General features: G+C 53.1%; 19 protein-coding genes. 8 read left to right on the forward strand and 11 right to left on the reverse strand.

The genetic code is table 11. The annotated features are described in order from the left end of the window. Positions 1-3 precede the first annotated feature (3 nt). Positions 4-1,014, forward strand: a complete 1,011-nt coding sequence (gene mglC, locus FDX14_RS16720; protein ID WP_005129205.1) for a galactose/methyl galactoside ABC transporter permease MglC — start codon at positions 4-6, stop codon at positions 1,012-1,014. Positions 1,015-1,070: 56 nt separating this feature from the next. Here the strand turns inward: mglC and preA are convergent, their stop codons facing one another. The 8 genes from preA to FDX14_RS16760 form a co-directional block, all read right to left on the reverse strand. Beyond that, positions 1,071-2,306, reverse strand: a complete 1,236-nt coding sequence (gene preA / locus FDX14_RS16725; protein WP_042307320.1) for an NAD-dependent dihydropyrimidine dehydrogenase subunit PreA — start codon at positions 2,304-2,306, stop codon at positions 1,071-1,073. Beyond that, entirely contained in the window at positions 2,300-3,541 is a 1,242-nt protein-coding gene (locus FDX14_RS16730; RefSeq protein WP_061382066.1) for an NAD(P)-dependent oxidoreductase, read from the reverse strand. The genes preA and FDX14_RS16730 overlap by 7 nt, the downstream gene beginning before the upstream one ends. Before the next feature lie 233 nt (positions 3,542-3,774). Then, positions 3,775-4,014, reverse strand: a complete 240-nt coding sequence (locus FDX14_RS16735) for a DUF2542 family protein (protein WP_061382065.1) — start codon at positions 4,012-4,014, stop codon at positions 3,775-3,777. A gap of 2 nt (positions 4,015-4,016) precedes the next feature. Then, complete coding sequence (gene sanA / locus FDX14_RS16740; protein ID WP_038641981.1) at positions 4,017-4,736, reverse strand: outer membrane permeability protein SanA; 720 nt, start codon at positions 4,734-4,736, stop codon at positions 4,017-4,019. Positions 4,737-4,871: 135 nt separating this feature from the next. After that, positions 4,872-5,756 carry a cytidine deaminase gene (gene cdd / locus FDX14_RS16745; RefSeq protein ID WP_137349898.1) on the reverse strand — a complete coding sequence of 295 codons (885 nt, stop codon included), beginning with the start codon at positions 5,754-5,756 and terminating at the stop codon, positions 4,872-4,874. 148 nt (positions 5,757-5,904) lie between these two features. Then, positions 5,905-6,600 (reverse strand): CidB/LrgB family autolysis modulator, encoded by a 696-nt coding sequence (locus tag FDX14_RS16750; RefSeq protein WP_038641977.1) that lies wholly within the window; start codon positions 6,598-6,600, stop codon positions 5,905-5,907. Further along, entirely contained in the window at positions 6,597-6,995 is a 399-nt protein-coding gene (locus FDX14_RS16755) for a CidA/LrgA family protein (protein WP_038641975.1), read from the reverse strand. Before FDX14_RS16755 ends, FDX14_RS16750 begins: the two co-directional genes overlap by 4 nt. Before the next feature lie 122 nt (positions 6,996-7,117). Continuing rightward, positions 7,118-8,026: a LysR substrate-binding domain-containing protein gene (locus tag FDX14_RS16760; RefSeq protein ID WP_042307328.1), complete on the reverse strand. Its 909-nt coding sequence runs from the start codon at positions 8,024-8,026 to the stop codon at positions 7,118-7,120. Positions 8,027-8,152: 126 nt separating this feature from the next. Between FDX14_RS16760 and mhbT the strand changes: the two genes are divergently transcribed. The 6 genes from mhbT to dusC all read left to right on the forward strand — a co-directional run bounded on the left by mhbT (position 8,153) and on the right by dusC (position 14,144). Next, entirely contained in the window at positions 8,153-9,511 is a 1,359-nt protein-coding gene (gene mhbT / locus FDX14_RS16765) for a 3-hydroxybenzoate transporter MhbT (protein WP_061382063.1), read from the forward strand. A gap of 11 nt (positions 9,512-9,522) precedes the next feature. Then, a complete protein-coding gene (gene gtdA, locus FDX14_RS16770) occupies positions 9,523-10,560 on the forward strand; it encodes a gentisate 1,2-dioxygenase (protein ID WP_061382062.1) in 1,038 nt (345 codons plus the stop codon). A gap of 15 nt (positions 10,561-10,575) precedes the next feature. Further along, on the forward strand, positions 10,576-11,277 hold the full coding sequence (locus FDX14_RS16775) for a fumarylacetoacetate hydrolase family protein (protein WP_042307334.1): 702 nt from the start codon (positions 10,576-10,578) through the stop codon (positions 11,275-11,277). Positions 11,278-11,285: 8 nt separating this feature from the next. Further along, positions 11,286-11,930, forward strand: coding sequence for a maleylacetoacetate isomerase (maiA, locus tag FDX14_RS16780; RefSeq protein ID WP_042307336.1), 645 nt, complete (start codon positions 11,286-11,288; stop codon positions 11,928-11,930). A gap of 14 nt (positions 11,931-11,944) precedes the next feature. Beyond that, positions 11,945-13,138, forward strand: coding sequence for a 3-hydroxybenzoate 6-monooxygenase (locus FDX14_RS16785; RefSeq protein WP_042307339.1), 1,194 nt, complete (start codon positions 11,945-11,947; stop codon positions 13,136-13,138). A 61-nt stretch (positions 13,139-13,199) separates the two neighbouring features. Next, entirely contained in the window at positions 13,200-14,144 is a 945-nt protein-coding gene (gene dusC, locus FDX14_RS16790) for a tRNA dihydrouridine(16) synthase DusC (protein WP_137349899.1), read from the forward strand. 103 nt (positions 14,145-14,247) lie between these two features. Here the strand turns inward: dusC and yohP are convergent, their stop codons facing one another. Both yohP and FDX14_RS16800 read right to left on the reverse strand, forming a co-directional pair. Next, positions 14,248-14,331, reverse strand: coding sequence for a small membrane protein YohP (gene yohP, locus FDX14_RS25755; protein WP_087855921.1), 84 nt, complete (start codon positions 14,329-14,331; stop codon positions 14,248-14,250). A gap of 70 nt (positions 14,332-14,401) precedes the next feature. Continuing rightward, positions 14,402-15,136, reverse strand: coding sequence for a class I SAM-dependent methyltransferase (locus FDX14_RS16800; RefSeq protein WP_061382058.1), 735 nt, complete (start codon positions 15,134-15,136; stop codon positions 14,402-14,404). Positions 15,137-15,305: 169 nt separating this feature from the next. On the opposite strand from FDX14_RS16800, the gene mdtQ reads away from it, so the two are divergent. Then, complete coding sequence (gene mdtQ, locus FDX14_RS16805; protein ID WP_137349900.1) at positions 15,306-16,745, forward strand: multidrug resistance outer membrane protein MdtQ; 1,440 nt, start codon at positions 15,306-15,308, stop codon at positions 16,743-16,745. 24 nt (positions 16,746-16,769) lie between these two features. On the opposite strand, the gene FDX14_RS16810 is transcribed toward mdtQ, so the two are convergent. Next, positions 16,770-17,342: a DedA family protein gene (locus FDX14_RS16810; protein ID WP_038641956.1), complete on the reverse strand. Its 573-nt coding sequence runs from the start codon at positions 17,340-17,342 to the stop codon at positions 16,770-16,772. Positions 17,343-17,621 lie beyond the last annotated feature (279 nt).

The raw sequence follows: 17,621 nt of genomic DNA on the forward strand, positions 1-17,621 counted from the left end.
CTCATGAGTGCGTTAAATAAGAAAAGTTTTCTTACTTACCTGAAAGAAGGCGGAATTTACGTTGTTCTTTTGGTTTTGCTGGCAATTATTATTTTCCAGGATCCCACTTTCTTAAGTTTACTCAACCTGAGTAATATTCTGACGCAGTCCTCAGTGCGTATTATTATCGCATTGGGTGTTGCGGGACTGATTGTTACGCAAGGGACAGACCTGTCGGCAGGGCGTCAGGTTGGCCTGGCGGCAGTGGTGGCGGCAACCTTACTGCAGTCGATGGAGAACGCCAACAAGGTATTCCCGGAAATGGCGACGATGCCGATCATCGTGGTTGTGCTGATTGTCTGCGTGATTGGCGCCGTTATCGGTCTGGTGAACGGTATCATCATCGCGTATCTGAACGTTACGCCGTTTATTACCACGTTGGGTACGATGATCATCGTTTACGGGATCAACTCCCTGTACTACGATTTTGTCGGCGCATCGCCAATTTCTGGCTTTGACAGCGGATTCTCAACCTTTGCGCAGGGCTTTATCGCGCTGGGCAGCTTCCGACTCTCTTATATCACCTTCTATGCGCTGATTGCCGTGGCCTTTGTGTGGGTGCTGTGGAACAAGACCCGCTTCGGTAAAAACATTTTTGCTATCGGCGGTAACCCAGAGGCGGCGAAAGTGTCTGGCGTGAACGTCGCGCTGAACCTGCTGATTATCTATGCGTTGTCTGGTGTGTTCTATGCCTTCGGTGGTTTGCTGGAAGCGGGACGTATCGGCTCGGCGACCAACAACCTCGGCTTTATGTATGAACTGGATGCGATTGCGGCGTGCGTGGTTGGCGGCGTGTCGTTTAGCGGTGGGGTTGGGACCGTCTTCGGCGTGGTGACCGGTGTGATTATCTTTACCGTCATCAACTACGGTCTGACTTACATCGGCGTGAACCCATACTGGCAGTATATTATCAAGGGCGGCATTATTATCTTCGCGGTGGCGCTGGACTCACTGAAGTACGCGCGTAAGAAGTAACGATAAAACACCAAAAAGCCGGTGCAGCGCAATCTGCACCGGCTTTTTTGTCAGCGTTATAATGTTAACGCGTGCTCTTTCTCTCCGGATTTAAATTTTACTTCACCCAGGTCGATACAGGCGACCGGGCAAACGTGGCCGCACAGCAAGCATCCCACACATTTTTCCGTGTCACAGTGTGGGGTGCGGGTTTGCTCATTCCATTCCATCGCCTGATGCCCACCGTCATAGCAGGAGATGTAGCAGCGACCACAGCCCACGCATTTATCGAGATGGATGTTCGGATAGACGATGTAGCTACGGTCAAGATCTTCTGCGGGGATGATATTGGCATTGGCAAGGCCCACCATCTCCTCCAGTGAGTCAAACCCTTGATCGGCGAGGTAATGCGACAGCCCGCTGGTCATGTCCTCCACAATCCGATAACCATACTGCATGATCCCGGTGGTCACCTGCAGCGTGGCCGCGCCTAACAGTAAAAACTCAGCGGCATCCTCCCAGGTTTCAATTCCCCCGATGCCGCTAATTGGGAAATCGCGCAGTTCAGGGTGCATGCGCAGTTGCTGAATAAATCGCAGGGCGATAGGTTTAACGGCCTTGCCGGAGTAGCCGGAAATACTGGATTTACCGTTGACGACGGGCATCCCAATTTTCCGGTTCAGATCGATATTGGTGATGGATTTAACCGTATTGATGGTCGCGATACCGTCGGCACCTCCGCGTTTTGCCGCCAGCGCCACCTCGCACATATCACCAATATTTGGCGTCATTTTAGCCAGCATTGGCAGGGTAGAGCCGCGTTTAACCGCCCGACAGTATTTTTCAACCAGCTCAGGGCTTTGCCCCACATCGCTGCCCATGGCATGTGAGGTCATTTGCGGGCACGAGAAGTTACACTCGATCATATCTGCACCCGCTTCTTCAACCAGACGGGCCAGCTCCTGCCATTGCTGCTCATTTTCTCCCATGATCGACGCAATCAGGACCTTGTCCGGGTAGTCCTGCTTCAGTCGGCGGATCGCGGCCAGATTCTCCTCCAGCGGATGCTCGGCAATTTGCTCCATATTTTTGAAGCCAACAAAGCCGGTATCTTCTTTGGTCAGATGGTCAAAACGTGGGGAGACTTCATTCGCAATAAAGAAACCGATGGTTTTAAAAACAATCCCGCCCCAGCCGGTATCATAGGCTTTGGCGCACATGTCATAGCAGTTGCCCACCGGAGAAGAAGAGAGGCAGAACGGGTTGGGGAATTTGACGCCGCAAAAAGTAATAGAAAGATCTTTCGTTAACATGAGCAAGCTCCCTCTAAGTAGTGATGAATGGCCTGAGCGGCTTCTTTTCCGGTTTTCACGGCGTAAACCACCGTTTTATCGCCTTTTACAATATCGCCCGCGGCAAACAAAGCGGGATCGGCGGTTTGATAATTATCCGTATCGATAAGATTGCGCTGTGGTTTTAACGCGGTGAAATTTTCAAGTTGAGCATGTTGACCAACGGCGAGAATAATATGTTCGGCTTCAAGCGTCAGTTCTCCCGGCAGGCGAACGTGTTTAAAAGTAACCCGATTTCCGCTAACCGCCACAGGCGTGAAACCGTCAATAATCGATACCCCTAACGCTTGTGTGCTGCTGAACTCTTTATCGCTGGCTGGGAAATCGGCCAGTTCTTCACGGGCGACACAGGTAACTGACGGACAGCCCAGTAGTTTCAACGTGCTGGCGACATCCATCGCGACATCGCCGCCGCCGATGATCAATGCGCTTTGCGCGACGGTAATATCGCCGCTGGTTTGCCGGGCTCGTTGCAGAAAATCGACGGCAATTTCAACGTGATTGGCCTTCTCAAACAGCGGTAACGTTGAACCGTAAGACATCCCTACGGTAACCAGTACGGCGCGGTATTCTGTTTTGAGTTGCTCAACGGAAAGGGCATGGCCGACTTCACAATTGCATTTGATGGTTACGCCCATCTCAACGATACGAGCAATTTCGTTATCTAAAACAGCATGCGGCAGACGAAACTCTGGAATGCCATAGCGTAACCAGCCGCCAGGTTGGGCCTGCTTTTCATAGATAGTGACGTCATAGCCCAGATTGCTCAGCGTTACGCTGGCTTGTAATCCTGCCGGGCCTGCGCCTATGATGGCGATCTTGCCCTGTGTTTTTGTGGCGGGCTGATAAATTTTCATTGCGGTCTGCTGCTCAAAGTCGGTAATAAAGCGTTGCAGACGTGCAATATCAATCGGCTTATCAATGCCTGAGCGTGTACACCCGCGTTGGCACAACTTTTCGGTTGGGCATACCCGGGCGCATACTGCCCCAAGGGCATTATTTTCACGAATAGTTTCGGCTGCACCCTTAAAATTACGAAAATAAATGGAGCGAATAAATTTTCCGGGGTCAGTTTGCGCCGGACAATCCTGGCTACAGGGGGCATCGTGACATAATAAACAGCGGGAAGCCTCTTTAATGGCTAATAATGGAGTAAAAGCAGGCGTGAGCTCATCCAGATAATTTTGTTGTGGCATATTTTCTTCCTTAATGCGTGAGTAAATTAAGGCAAACCGTTAATAACAAAATATAAAAATCGAAAGGCTATTCTTAAGGCTAAGCACTGCAGGAAGAGTATTCTGTGAAAGGATTCACAAATAGAAGAGTGTTGGCGGGAAATGCTAACGGGCAGCATTAATCCCTTACTTTGAAATGGTAACCGTTATCATAATATTAGCTATTCTCAAACACTAATATAAAGATAATATCTTTATCGATAAAAAATTAAGTAAATAACCATACCGAAGGATAAACATCCGCATCCGGCATAAACCAACACATAGGACCAAAATTGCAGGGGTTCTTGATTGCGATAAGCGTATACCGGTTCGCGTGCATTTTTCTTAATTTTATCTACGGCCCCGGTGCGCCAACCTTTCCAGGCCTCACGGAAACAAAACACAGGAATGAGCAGAAAGGCCAACACGACGAAGAGGGTTTGTACATCCATGCTTATTTTCCTTGTTTCTTTTGCAATTCGAGTAATTGTTCAGGCGTAACCGCTGGATACCCCTGCGCATCGTCGGGTACCTGATGCATAGTAGGGATGGGCACCAGTGGGCCTAAAAAACGGGGTTCACGTTTAAAAATATAGAGATCGGCGAGTGCGCCAAAACGCGCGCCGAATTCGCGTACCCGCACGGTAAGCATATCTTTTGGTGAAGGTACCGCATAGCACTGGGCCTGAATGCCCATATGCAGCGCAATAAACAAGGCGCGTTCACAGTGGAATCGCTGAGTAATAATGATGAAATCGTTGGTATCGAATACCTTACGGGTACGCACGATGGAGTCGAGTGTACGGAACCCGGCGTAATCAAGCACAATGTCAGCCGGATCGACGCCTGCGGCAATCAGATCCTTACGCATCGTCATGGGCTCGTTATAGCTTTGCTGCGCGTTGTCGCCGCTCAGCAGCAGATAGTTAACCTTGCCGCTGTTATAGGCGTTCAATGCGCCCTGAATACGGTAGCGGTAATACTGGTTGATAACGCCGGTTCGATAGTATTTTGCCGTACCCAGGACCACACCGACCTGGCGGTAGGGTAAATCCTGTAATTCGTCGTAGATATAGGGGGCAGTCTTCCAGCTCATCCATCTGTCGAGTCCAAGCACAGTCAACAGCAGCAGGCCTGACAGGACTAACAGGCTGTAAAACACGCGCTTTAACATGCAGAAAACTCGTTATTTGGGTGGAATTTCAATCAGGCTACTGTACCGGAAGACGTAGCGCAAGAAACAGCAGTCTGATTGAGGGGATTTTAGTCACTGTAACCCGGTTAGCGCAGCGCCACCGGGCTTTATGATTTAACTGAGCAGCACGCGCTCAATATTGTTGCAGCCCAGCGCGTTCAGGGTAGCGGAGGTCGCATCCCACTGGATCAACGGCGCATCGGCTTTTTCAGCCAGCACTGCGCGCTGAATGTCCGGATAGTCGTAACCGTTCAGACTCAACAGGTTTAACGCGCCTTGCAGCGGTGGGAGGGTGGGGTTAAAGGCGGCGTTTTCTGCATAGCTGCCACTGAAAATTCGCCCGTCTTTACACTCGAGCGCCACGCCGCTTGGCGATTTGCTGTACGGCATATGGCATCTGTTGGCGGCGGTAATTGCCGCCTGGGTCAGCGCGTCGCCCTGCAGCGCAAAGCCGTGATCCTGGTCGTCCATCAGTAACGTTTTGATGTCGAGATCTTTTGGCCCGAACGCGTCCGGGAGATAGTCGCGCAGTGCGTGTGGTTCGCGCCCCGGCAGATGAATGCGTAAATCCAACCCGCTGTTCAGTTCATTCATAAACTGGCGGCAGTGGCCGCAAGGGGTGTAGTTAACGGTGATGGCGGCGAGGCTTTTTTCACCGCGCAGCCAGGCGTGGCTGATGGCACTTTGCTCGGCATGAACGGTTTGCTGCATTGTTGCGCCCAGGAACTCCATGTTGCCACCGAAGTACCAGGTGCCGCTAATGCCGCGAGAGATCGCACCCACGTTGAAGTTGGAAAGCGGAGTACGTGCGCAGGCCGCAGCCAGCGGCAGCAGAGCGAATGCCAGCGCGTCTTCGTCCAGTCCCGATTCGCGTTTCAGCAAAGAGACCTGCTCAGCAGTCAGCATGGCGGGGAAATGCGTATCCGCCAGAACAGGGGCCAGGGCTGATTGCAAGTTATCCGCGAGTTGGGCAAAAGCAGTTTGAAAACGTGGATGCATGGCGATGCCTCATAACAATGTAATGGAATCGTAGTTTACGGGCCTGTTACGGCTTTATATGTGATCCAAATCTCATTGTGTGTGCAACTTATGAAACTTAAATGAAAAATGTGCAACGCATCGCAAATAAATAACCAAAAAGTGAAGGTTAGCCGACCACTGCCAGAATAACCGGGAACAGGAACGGGGCGACCAACGAGGTGATAATGCCGCAAATGACCAGCGCCAGAGAGCTAAACGCGCCTTCCTGATAATCCAGTTCTGCGCAACGCGCGGTTCCCAGGGCGTGCGAAGCGGTACCCATTGCCAGTCCTCGCGCGGCCTTCGTGCGAATGCGCATCGCATTCAGTAAAGTATGACCAAATACCGCCCCGAGAATGCCGACGAAAATGACGCACACCGCGCTGATGGCCGGAATGCCACCAATACTGCCTCCCACCGCCATAGCGATAGGTGTGGTGACCGATTTCGGCATGATTGACGCAGCAATTTCCGGTGATGCGCCCATCAACAGGGCGATTGTTGTGCCGGTAACCATCGCCACGACGCTCCCGGCAAAGCAGATAGCGATTATTGATTTCCAGCGCGCGCGAATTTGGTGCAGCTGTTCGTATAACGGATAGGCCAGCGCGACCACGGCAGGTTGCAGTAAATCGTTCAGCACCTCGCTGCCTTTGAAATAGTGATCGTAGGGAATTCCGGTCAGCATCAGAATGGGAATAATCACCACCATCGCGACCAGCAGCGGATTCAGCAGCGGCATTTTAAAGCGTGCTGCCAGCTTACGTGCGCCAAAGAATACTGCGAGAGTAAGGGGTAACGACCACCAGATATACGTCATCATTCTTTCGAACCTTTTTGGCCAACAATTTTGCGTTCACCGTGTACAAGGTGTGAGCTCCAGCTCACCACGAGGAAAACAACCAGCGTACTGATGGTGCATGACACCACCACCGGGCCAAATTGTGCGCGGAGCAAATCAAAGTACTGCATGATCCCCACGCCAATCGGGACAAATAACAGGGCCATATAGCGAATCAGGACATAACAGCCGGGATTAACCCATTTTGCCGGTAATACCTGCAATGCCAGTAAGACAAACAGAATCAGCATGCCGATGATGCTGCCCGGAATCGTGATCGGCAGCAGCGAAGCGATAAAAATACCTGCATAGAGGCAGGCATAGATTAGGACGAATGCGCGCAAATATTGCCAGATAATGTTCAGTGATTTGCTCATAATTGAAACCCTTGACGAGACTGATTCATCATACAATTAAACTTCAAAACGTGCTACCGATCACATCATGAATTCTAAGCATAGAGGAAATAGACATCTGGAACATTGCGCAAATGACTGCGCTAAACCTGCGCCAGGTAATACAAAAAGCGATTCAGGGCGGTGGTGGGCGTTTCATTGTTGCGCCAGAATACGCCTACGCTGCCTTTTTGTTCAATCTTCGGCAGATTCAGGATAGCCAACTGTCCCTGAGCGGCATAACGCTGTGCCAGACGCAGAGAAAGAATAGAAACCATGTCGCTACTTTGCAGCAGGTTGGTACTGACGTTTATCGACGCTGATTCAATGGTGTTTTCCGGCAGCATTACGCCATTATCGACCAGCGCGTTGTCAATGCTAATCCGAATGGGGGTGCCTGTCGGCCAGACAATCCAGCGCCAGTTAGCCAGATCGTTCCAGGTGAGCAGGGGATATTTTGCCAGCGGATGGTCGGGGCGGGCGACAAAACAGACCGGCTCGGTATACAGCACCTGGTAATTGAGCGGCAACTGGAGCGCCCGGCCGCCAACGCGACCGACGACGACATCCACTGAACCCGCCAGAAGATCGTGCAGTAACGGGGTCATCACTTTCTCTTCAATATTGAGATGCAAAGTGGGTAGCTCCGTAAGCAAACCCAGTATTGCTTGTGAAACGCAGTCGGTCGCCACCGGCGAGCAGCCAATCTTCAGGCTTCCCACCAGACCGCCTTGCTTGAAACGGGCAATTTCATACTGCGAACGCTCCATATCATTGATCAGGCGCTGAGCATGCTGCAGTAACAGCTTGCCGCCTTCGGAAGGACGCAAGCCTTTGCTGTGACGTTCAAAGAGCGTGATGCCAATCTCATCTTCGAGCTGTGATAACCATTTGGACAATGCAGGCTGGGTGATATTCATCATCCGGGCGACGTGAGTCAAATTTCCCTGTTCCCCTAGCGCGACCAGCGTTTGCAAGTGGTGCAACTTTAGTTTCTGTGCCCAGTTAGCCATTTGCTATAACCTCCAGGTTATGCCTCTGCATGAAAAGCCATTGTACATTTCATCTCCAAACATACAAAGTCGCAACATACCTAAAACAAAACAGACATCTACTTTACCTGCACTGAGGCATTCACTATGACTCAACAACGTGATCTACAAGCACTGATCGATTCTGCCCCCGTCGGTAAGACGCAGTGGCGCGTGATTATTTGCTGTTTCCTGGTTGTCATGCTCGACGGTTTTGATACCGCGGCTATTGGTTTTATCGCACCCGATATACGCACTCACTGGCAATTGACTGCCGGAGATCTGGCGCCGCTTTTTGGCGCAGGACTGCTGGGGCTAACTGCTGGCGCGTTGCTCTGCGGCCCGTTGTCCGATCGCTTTGGCCGTAAACGGGTGATTGAGCTTTGCGTGGCGCTGTTTGGCGCGCTGAGTCTGATCTCTGCTTTTTCGCCCGATCTGCAAACGCTGGTTATTTTGCGTTTCCTTACCGGGTTAGGTCTGGGCGGCGCGATGCCTAATACCATCACCATGACGTCGGAATACCTGCCAGCCCGTCGACGTGGCGCCTTGGTCACCATGATGTTCTGCGGCTTTACGCTCGGATCGGCTATGGGCGGCATCGTCAGCGCTCAACTGGTGCCGGTCATCGGTTGGCACGGCATTCTGGTGCTGGGCGGCGTTTTACCGCTCATGCTGTTTGTCGCTCTGCTGTTTGCGCTACCGGAATCCCCGCGCTGGCAGGTTCGTCGCCAGCTACCGCAAAACGTGATTGCCAGAACCGTCAGCGCGATTACCCGCGAACGTTATGACGATACCCATTTTTATCTCAACGAGAGTTCATCGATTGCCAAAGGCAGTATCCGCCAGCTGTTCGTCGGGCGACAACTGCCCATTACCCTGATGTTATGGGTGGTGTTCTTTATGAGCCTGCTGATTATTTATTTGCTCTCCAGTTGGATGCCAACGCTGCTTAACCATCGCGGAATCGACCTGCAACACGCTTCCTGGGTGACCGCGGCCTTCCAGATTGGCGGTACGTTAGGCGCGCTGGCGCTGGGCGTACTGATGGATAAATACAATCCTTTCCGCGTGCTGGCGGTGAGCTATGCACTGGGGGCGGTGTGTATCGTCATGATTGGCCTGAGCGAAAACGGTCTGTGGCTGATGGCGTTGGCGATTTTTGGCACCGGTATCGGCATCAGCGGTTCTCAGGTGGGCCTTAATGCGTTAACCGCCACCCTTTATCCGACGCAGAGTCGGGCCACGGGCGTTAGCTGGTCTAATGCGATTGGCCGCTGCGGCGCGATTGTCGGTTCGCTCTCCGGCGGCGTGATGATGGCGATGAATTTCTCATTCGATAACCTGTTTTTCATTATTGCCGTTCCGGCGGCCATCAGCGCGGTGATGCTTACGCTGCTGACGGTTGTTGTTCGCCAGTCGGCCTCTGTCCCTGACGCCTTGCCACGCGCAGGCATCGTGAATGAATAAGGAGAATCCCTATGTCTGAACTGAATCAGGATGTTAAGAACAGCCGTCAGCAGTTTTACCAGCATATTTCCGGGCAGAATCTGACCCCGCTGTGGGAGTCGCTACATCGGCTGGTGCCGTCAACGCCGAACGCGCATTGCGCGCCTGCGTACTGGAACTATCAGGAGATCCGCCCGCTACTGCTGGAAAGCGGCGATCTGATTGGCGCGAAAGAGGCGATTCGCCGCGTGCTGGTGCTGGAAAACCCAATGCTGCGCGGACAGTCTTCAATCACCCCGACGCTGTACGCGGGATTACAGTTGATTATGCCGGGCGAGGTTGCACCGAGCCACCGTCATAATCAGTCTGCGCTGCGCTTTATTGTCGAAGGGAAAGGGGCATTTACCGCCGTCGATGGCGAGCGCACCCAGATGCATGAAGGCGATTTTATTCTGACGCCGCAGTGGCGCTGGCACGATCACGGCAACCCAGGCAGCGAACCGGTAGTGTGGCTGGACGGTCTGGATCTGCCGCTGGTGAATCTGTTGGGCTGCGGCTTTGCGGAAGACTACCCGGAAGATCAGCAGCCGGTCACGCGCAAGGAAGGGGATTATTTACCGCGCTATGCGGCCAATATGCTGCCGCTGCGTCATCAAAAGGGTAATTCATCGCCCATTTTCAACTATCGCTACGATCGTAGCCGTGAAGCACTGCATGACCTGACCCGCCTGGGCGAGGCCGATGAGTGGGATGGTTACAAGATGCGCTACGTGAACCCGGTAACCGGCGGTTATCCCATGCCGTCAATGGGGACCTTCCTGCAACTGTTGCCGAAGGGCTTTTCTTCACGGATGGCGCGTACCACTGACAGCACTATCTACCATGTGGTGGAAGGAAGCGGACAGGTCACCATCGGCAACGAAACCTTCAATTTTTCGCCAAAAGATATCTTCGTGGTGCCGACCTGGCACGGTGTGTCGTTCCAGGCCAGCGAAGATGCCGTCTTATTCAGTTTTTCGGACAGACCGGTTCAGGAAGCGCTGGGGTTGTTCCGTGAAGCACGCTATTAATTTGGGAGAGAGAAAATGACGCAATACGTATTCGAACCACAAGCGCCGGTTACCGTTCCGGTGGTTGGTAGTGATGAACAATTTCCCGTGCGCCGCGTTTACTGCGTGGGGCGCAACTATGCCGCACACGCGCGTGAAATGGGCTTTGACCCGGATCGCGAACCGCCGTTCTTCTTCTGTAAACCTGCCGACGCGGTGGTTCCGGTGGCGGCTGGTCAAACCCTTGAACTGCCGTATCCATCGCAGACCGATAACTATCACTATGAGATAGAGCTGGTGGTGGCGATTGGTAAAAAGGGCAGCGATATACCGCTGGAAAAAGCGCACGAATATATCTGGGGCTATGCCACCGGTCTGGATATGACCCGTCGCGACAGGCAGATGGAGATGCGCCAGATGGGGCGTCCGTGGGAAATCGGCAAAGCGTTTGATCTCTCTGCGCCCATCGCGCCGCTGCATAAAGCCAGTGAAAGCGTAGATGTTAACAATGCGCCTATCTGGCTGCAGGTTAACGGCGACGATCATCAGCGGAGCGATATTCGCCACCTCATCTGGTCTGTGAATGAAACCATTAGCTATCTGTCCGGATTTTTCGAACTTCAGCCGGGCGATCTGATCTACACCGGTACGCCGGAAGGCGTGGGGGCGGTAGTGAAAGGTGATGTGATCACCGGCAACGTAGACGGTTTAACCCCCATCGCCGTGAAGATTGTCTGAGGTGGATGATGAAGCTGTACAGTTTCTTTAATAGCTCCGCGTCATATCGCGTGCGTATCGCGCTGGCGCTGAAGGGGCTCGATTACCGGACGGTAGGCGTCAACATTCGCATCGGTCAGCAGAACGAGCTGGCCTACCGGCGGATGAATCCGCTGGGGCTGGTGCCGACGCTGGTGACCGACGCCGGAGAATCGCTTGGGCAATCGCTGGCGATAACCGACTGGCTGGATAGCCACTTTCCGCAGTCGCCGCTGCTGCCTGCTGACTTCCCGATGCGCAGTCGGGTGCTGGAAATTGTCTATGCCATCGCCTGTGATATCCATCCAGTGAATAACATGCGGGTTCTGCGCTACCTGAGCGACGAGTTAAAGATCAGTGAAGAGGATAAAAAACGCTGGTATGCGCACTGGATCCAGCAAGGGTTAAGCGCAGTGGAACAGATGCTGCGCCAGAGTCATTCGGGGGCGTTCTGTGTGGGTGATGCGCCGACGTTGGCGGATTGCTGCCTGATCCCGCAATGGGCGAACGCGCTACGTATGGGCTGCGATTTGAGCGCATATCCACGGTGCAAGGCGGTCTATGATGCCTGTACCCAGCTTCCGGCGTTTATCGCCGCCGCGCCCGAGAACCAACAAGACAAAATTCCAGCCTGATAAGGAGAACGACAATGGCTAAAGTGACACGCGCAATTATCGTGGGTGGTGGGATTGGCGGCGCGGCGACCGCGTTATCGCTGGCCCGTCAGGGAATCAAAGTGATGTTGCTGGAGAAAGCGCATGAGATTGGTGAAATTGGCGCGGGCATTCAGCTCGGACCAAACGCGTTCTCTGCGCTCGACAGCCTTGGTGTGGGAGAGGTTGCCCGCCAGCGCGCCGTTTTTACCGATCATATCACCATGATGGATGCGGTAAATGCGCAGGAAGTCGTGCGTATTGAAACCGGACAGGCGTTCCGCGATCACTTTGGCGGTCCTTATGCGGTTATCCATCGGGTGGATATTCATGCTTCTGTGTGGGAAGCGGCGCTGGTTCATCCCAACGTTGAGTATCGCACTTCAACTAACGTGGTTGATATTCGCCAGACCGAGAATGACGTGACGGTATTTGACGAGCATGGCAACAGCTGGACGGCGGATATTTTGGTCGGCTGTGACGGGGTGAAGTCGGTTGTCCGTCAGTCTCTGATTGGCGATGCGCCACGCGTGACCGGGCACGTGGTCTATCGCGCGGTGATTGATTGCGATGATATGCCGGAAGATTTGCGCATTAACGCGCCGGTGTTGTGGGCCGGACCGCACTGTCACCTGGTGCACTATCCGCTGCGCGGCGGCAAACAATACAATCTGGTGGTGACCTTTCATAGTCGTCAGCAGGAAGAGTGGGGCGTGAAGGATGGCAGTAAAGAGGAGGTGCTCTCCTATTTTGCCGGTATTCATCCACGTCCACGGCAGATGCTGGATAAACCGACATCATGGCGGCGCTGGGCCACTGCTGACCGCGAGCCGGTAGAGAAATGGGGCACCGACCGCATTACGCTGGTGGGTGATGCCGCGCATCCGGTGGCGCAATATATGGCGCAGGGAGCCTGTATGGCGCTGGAAGATGCTGTCACGCTCGGTAAGGCGTTACAGCAGTGTGACGGCGATGCGGCTGATGCCTTTGCCCTGTATGAGTCGGTGCGCATTCCGCGTACGGCGCGGATTGTCTGGTCGACGCGCGAAATGGGCCGCGTTTATCACGCTGCGGGCGTCGAGCGCCAGGTGCGTAATCTGCTGTGGCAAGGCAAATCACAGGCGGAGTTTTATCGCGGTATGGAGTGGCTGTACGGCTGGAAAGAAGATAACTGTCTGTTGCCGCGCTGAGCCTCTTTAATCTCCCGAACAGAGGCGCTACCATAGCGCCTCTTTTTTTGCGGGTGACGATATGCGTGTTTTACTGGCGCCGATGGAAGGCGTGCTCGATTCCCTGGTGCGCGAACTGCTGACTGAAGTGAATGATTACGATCTGTGCATCACGGAGTTTGTGCGCGTGGTGGATCAGCTCCTGCCGGCAAAAGTATTTCATCGGCTCTGCCCGGAACTGCATAACAACAGCCGCACGCCATCCGGTACGCAGGTGCGCATACAGCTGTTGGGCCAGTACCCGCAGTGGCTGGCGGAGAACGCGGCCCGCGCGGTAGAACTGGGATCGTACGGTGTCGATCTGAACTGCGGTTGCCCGTCGAAGCTGGTCAACGGCAGCGGCGGTGGCGCGACGTTATTGAAAGATCCAGAACTTATCTACCGCGGCGCAAAAGCCATGCGCGAGGCGGTTCCGGACCATCTCCCGGTGACGGTGAAAGTGCGCCTGGGCTGGGACAACAGCGATCGGCAGTTTGAAATTGCCGATGCCGTCCAGCAGGCTGGCGCCAGCGAACTGGCGGTGCATGGTCGTACCAAAGAGCAGGGCTATAAGGCCGAGCATATTAACTGGCAGGCGATTGGTGAAATTCGCCAGCGACTTACCATTCCGGTTATCGCGAATGGCGAAATCTGGGACTGGCAGAGCGCCCAGGATTGTATGGCCATCAGCGGATGCGATGCGGTGATGATCGGCCGTGGCGCGTTAAATATCCCGAACCTGAGCCGCGTGGTGAAGTACAACGAGCCGCGAATGCCGTGGCCTGATGTGGTGAGGTTGTTGCAAAAATATACCCGTCTCGAAAAGCAGGGTGACACAGGGTTGTATCATGTGGCGCGTATTAAGCAGTGGTTAGGGTATTTGCGTAAAGAATATTCAGAGGCAACAGCACTGTTTCAGGAGATTCGCGCGTTAAACAATTCACCGGATATCGCTCGGGCAATTCAGGCCATCAAGATTACCGCCTGACATCAGTTCTGGTAGGCCGGATAAGGCGTTTACGCCGCCATCCGGCATCAGAGAGAATGATAGCCTGACATTTCTGCTATCAGGCCAGGGCGAAATAACGACATCAGAAAATCATCTTAAACACGCCCGTTACCACCAACAGCCCAATCAGAAAAATAATTAGAATAATCCACAGCAGAATTTTCATTAACTTTCCTTTTTTTGGTAAGTTCAGAATGAGTATAGGAAAGTATCAACTATTCTGCCTGGCGGTGCTGTTATGCTGGTTTACGTGCGCTCAGTAAAAACACCATTGGCCGCTCTTTTTCTTCATCCAACGCCGGGTTTTCAGCAATCTGTTGAGCAGAAGGGCCCCATTCATCAACACACACTATTTCGAATCCGGCGGCAATGAGCGCGTTAATCCAGGTCGCCAGCTTACGGTGCTGTTTTTTAACGCCTTCAGCAAACCAGTTACTGATACGCTCGCCTTCTTGTTGATAATGATTAACCGGCCAGGACAGCTGCCCGGTTTTGTCTTTTATCCAGCCCTGATTAAGCGGTGCGGTATAAATCGGGTGCTCGGCAGAGAAAACTAACATACCTCCCGGTGTTAATGCCTGGTAAATCGTTACGAATAATCGTTCAATATCGTGTAGATAATGCAGGGCAAGGGAGCTATAAGCCAGGTCGAAAGAAGCCGGTGAGAGAGTAAGCGTTTCGAGATCTTCACGGCGATAGACGATGCCATTGCCGTGAGTCATATTGTGCGCCTGGGTTAACATCTTTTGTGAGATATCCAGCCCCACGACGCTGGCGGCATGATTATCGCGCGCGTAGCGGCAAAACCAGCCATATCCGCAGCCCAAATCGAGAATGTTTTTACCCTGCAGAGCGGGGAGCATAGCTTGTATTGCTGGCCATTCCGGTGCGCCATCAAGCCCTTTTACTGAACGATCCAGTGTGGCATATCCGGCAAAGAATTCCGGGTCGTCATAAATATTCTGTGACATAAGGTTTCCATCTATAAATTATTAAAATTATTTAAACTGTGTTATTTGTGTGGTGTATATTTTTCTGATTATATATTTTTATTGCCAAAGATGTATTGCCACGCGTAACTAAAAAAGTAACAGCGACAAGTCGTACTCTCTGCGCATCTTTTCTTACCTGTATATCTCCATGAATCGTAATTCTGTTTTTGCCGCGACGGCATTGTTGCCTCTTTTTATTCTGATGGCAGGCTGTGCGCCTATGCATGATGACCGTCAGTCTCTGTCACAGCAGACCCCTGCTGTGAACGTCGATTCCGCATTACCTGCGGCATTAAAAAATGGCTGGCCGGACAGCCAATGGTGGAAGGCATACCACGATCCTCAGCTTAATGCGCTGATTGACAGCACGTTGCGAAACTCTCCTGATATGCAGGTAGCGGAACAGCGCATTCAACTGGCGGAGGCGCAGGCGAAGGCCGTTGAGGCGCAGGATGGCCCGGAGATCGATTTCTCTGCGGACGTTGAGCGTCAGAGAATGTCAGCTGAAGGGCTGATGGGACCGTTTGCCATTACCGATCCTGCCGCCGGAACGACAGGCCCGTGGTACACCAACGGGACCTTTGGTTTAACCGCCGGTTGGAATCTGGATCTGTGGGGGAAAAATCGGGCCGAAGTGACGGCGCGTATTGGGACCGTTAAAGCGCGAGAAGCTGAGCGTGAACAAACCCGCCAGTTGCTGGCGAGCGGCGTTTCACGTCTGTACTGGGAATGGCAGACGCAGGCGGCGCTGAAAAGCGTGCTGACGCAGATTAAAAATGAGCAACAGAACGTTATTAACGTCGATCGTCAACTGTATCAAAACGGCATTACCTCATCGGTGGAAGGCGTTGAGACCGATATCGATTCCAGTAAAACGGATCAGCAACTGAACGATGTTAACGGCAAAATGAAAGTGATTGAGGCGCGGCTGAGCGCCCTGACTAATTCACAGTCTACCGTTCTGAAACTGCATACCAGTAAGTTACCTACCGTAGAAAGCCAGCTCCCGTCCCAGTTAGGCTATTCGCTGCTGGCCCGTCGACCGGATTTACAGGCCGCGCACTGGTATATTGAATCATCCCTGAGCAGCATTGATGCGGCGAAAGCTGCGTTTTATCCTGACGTGAATTTGATGGCATTTTTACAACAGGATGCGTTACATCTGAGCGATCTGTTCCGCCATTCCGCGCAGCAGATGGGTGTCACAGCCGGACTCACGCTGCCTATTTTTGACAGCGGCAGATTGAATGCCAATCTCGATATCACCAAAGCGCAAAGCAACCTGACGGTGGCGAATTACAACAAAGCCGTGGTAGATGCGGTGAATGACGTGGCGCGAGCAGCTTCGCAGGTGGAAACACTGGCGCAGAAGAATCAGCATCAGCAGCAGATCGAACATGATGCACAGCGTGTGGTGGGACTTGCGCAGGCGCGATTTAACGCCGGTATTATTGCGGGTTCGCGAGTTAGCGAAGCGAAGATCCCGGCGTTACGTGAGCAGTGCAACGGTCTGGTACTGCAAGGCCAGTGGCTGGATGCTTCCATTCAGTTGACCAGCGCGCTGGGCGGCGGCTACCACGCGTCGTAACACACCTGCCCGGTAGATACCGTTCTACCGGGCCGTCTTCTTGCTGCTACGTTTTTTTAACCACCAGCGTGCGCCTACCACCAGTACAATCACCAGAACCAGCCATATCCAGTGCTTAATGTGCTGGTCGAGATTGTGCAGCCACGGCGCGATGACTTCTCCCCCCACATAACCCAGGGTGGTAAATATCAGCGCCCACACCAGCGCCCCGAGAATATTGAGCGGTAAAAAGATCTTCGGTGGCAGGTGACTGGCACCAATCAGCAAAGGGCCAATAACGCGAAAACCGTACATAAAACGCGTGCCGACCACAAACAGATAAGGACGCCGTTGGATCATCTTCTGCGCGTAATCAATTTTTGCCTGATGACGCGAAAAACGCCGCAGAATTTTGCCGCCAAAACGACGTCCGAGTAAATAGAGCAACTGATCGCCAATCATCCCGCCCAGCGCGACGGAGAGCACCACCAGCGGAAATTTAAGTACTCCCTGATGGGCCGCGACGCCACCTAACAGGGTAATGGTTTCCCCTTCAGCCAGACTGCCAATCACTAATGCGGCATAGCCGTATTGCGCAACATAATGATTTATATCCATACGATTGTATGACCTCCACCGCTTATAGCATACACCCTATGAATATTTGATGCCGGAAAAGCCGCGCCGTAGCGTTCTAATGCTTGTCAGTTAAGTATTATGAAGGATATGTGATTCTGGCTCAGGGTTCCGTTCACCTCCGCGGTGTCATTTCTCTGAAACGCCGTTACTCGTGAACGTGCAAGGGAGGCTCACCGCCGCCTCCCTTGCATCCCAGGCTCGCGGCGGGAAAATCGTCGCTGCGCGAGTTATTCGTCTTATGCCGTCTGCCTGTCGGGT

It is taken from the genome of Citrobacter sp. wls710 (assembly GCF_005281115.1).
GTDB classification, from domain to species: Bacteria; Pseudomonadota; Gammaproteobacteria; order Enterobacterales; family Enterobacteriaceae; genus Citrobacter; species Citrobacter werkmanii.

Coding starts and splice junctions, on each gene's coding strand:
- gtdA (WP_061382062.1), top strand. CDS start 9,523: ATGTCTGAACTGAATCAGGATGTTAAGAACAGCCGTCAGCAGTTTTAC.
- FDX14_RS16810 (WP_038641956.1), bottom strand. CDS start 17,342: ATGGATATAAATCATTATGTTGCGCAATACGGCTATGCCGCATTAGTG.
- cdd (WP_137349898.1), bottom strand. CDS start 5,756: ATGCATCCACGTTTTCAAACTGCTTTTGCCCAACTCGCGGATAACTTG.
- sanA (WP_038641981.1), bottom strand. CDS start 4,736: ATGTTAAAGCGCGTGTTTTACAGCCTGTTAGTCCTGTCAGGCCTGCTG.
- FDX14_RS16800 (WP_061382058.1), bottom strand. CDS start 15,136: ATGTCACAGAATATTTATGACGACCCGGAATTCTTTGCCGGATATGCC.
- mhbT (WP_061382063.1), top strand. CDS start 8,153: ATGACTCAACAACGTGATCTACAAGCACTGATCGATTCTGCCCCCGTC.
- mdtQ (WP_137349900.1), top strand. CDS start 15,306: ATGAATCGTAATTCTGTTTTTGCCGCGACGGCATTGTTGCCTCTTTTT.
- maiA (WP_042307336.1), top strand. CDS start 11,286: ATGAAGCTGTACAGTTTCTTTAATAGCTCCGCGTCATATCGCGTGCGT.
- preA (WP_042307320.1), bottom strand. CDS start 2,306: ATGTTAACGAAAGATCTTTCTATTACTTTTTGCGGCGTCAAATTCCCC.
- mglC (WP_005129205.1), top strand. CDS start 4: ATGAGTGCGTTAAATAAGAAAAGTTTTCTTACTTACCTGAAAGAAGGC.
- FDX14_RS16735 (WP_061382065.1), bottom strand. CDS start 4,014: ATGGATGTACAAACCCTCTTCGTCGTGTTGGCCTTTCTGCTCATTCCT.
- FDX14_RS16785 (WP_042307339.1), top strand. CDS start 11,945: ATGGCTAAAGTGACACGCGCAATTATCGTGGGTGGTGGGATTGGCGGC.
- FDX14_RS16775 (WP_042307334.1), top strand. CDS start 10,576: ATGACGCAATACGTATTCGAACCACAAGCGCCGGTTACCGTTCCGGTG.
- yohP (WP_087855921.1), bottom strand. CDS start 14,331: ATGAAAATTCTGCTGTGGATTATTCTAATTATTTTTCTGATTGGGCTG.
- FDX14_RS16750 (WP_038641977.1), bottom strand. CDS start 6,600: ATGATGACGTATATCTGGTGGTCGTTACCCCTTACTCTCGCAGTATTC.
- dusC (WP_137349899.1), top strand. CDS start 13,200: ATGCGTGTTTTACTGGCGCCGATGGAAGGCGTGCTCGATTCCCTGGTG.
- FDX14_RS16755 (WP_038641975.1), bottom strand. CDS start 6,995: ATGAGCAAATCACTGAACATTATCTGGCAATATTTGCGCGCATTCGTC.
- FDX14_RS16730 (WP_061382066.1), bottom strand. CDS start 3,541: ATGCCACAACAAAATTATCTGGATGAGCTCACGCCTGCTTTTACTCCA.
- FDX14_RS16760 (WP_042307328.1), bottom strand. CDS start 8,026: ATGGCTAACTGGGCACAGAAACTAAAGTTGCACCACTTGCAAACGCTG.